Origin of the sequence: Paraburkholderia sp. SIMBA_053, from assembly GCF_046534895.1 — a bacterium.
Lineage (GTDB): Bacteria > Pseudomonadota > Gammaproteobacteria > Burkholderiales > Burkholderiaceae > Paraburkholderia > Paraburkholderia caledonica.
The window spans coordinates 1-350 of the sequence record NZ_JAWRXU010000249.1 but is presented as its reverse complement, the minus strand read 5'-3'; the positions used below and the strand labels follow the sequence as shown (position 1 = coordinate 350).

The following is a 350-nucleotide window of genomic DNA, read 5'->3' as shown; positions in this document are numbered from 1 at the left end:
CCAGAAAGGTCGCCGTGACCAGCACCATCATGGCCCGCAACGTATGCGTGTTCGTCAGACGATGCGCGACCGGACGGCCCAGCAGTGCGCCGAGCAGATAGCCGGCAAGATTCGCCGCGCCCAGATACACCACGTCCGATGCGGCGAACCAGTGCGCCTGAATGAGCGGCGGAATCAGCGGCGTATAGGCGAAGCGCGCCAGCCCAATGCCGACGAGGCTCGCGCAGAAGCCCGCGAAGATGTGCCGCCATACGGCGGCTCGACTGCTGGCGGGTGTTGAAAGTGATGCGTCGGTTGACATGAGTACGGATTCCGCTTGAGGCCGCGCGCAGCGCGGAAGTTTTGTCACG

At 64.6% G+C, this 350-nt stretch carries 1 protein-coding gene; it reads right to left on the bottom strand.

Annotated elements, in window-relative coordinates; all coding sequences use genetic code 11:
* A partial coding sequence (locus tag SB753_RS35480; protein WP_410804755.1) for a YbfB/YjiJ family MFS transporter occupies positions 1-301 on the bottom strand: 301 nt, incomplete at its 3' end.
* Between the last annotated feature and the right edge of the window lie 49 nt (positions 302-350).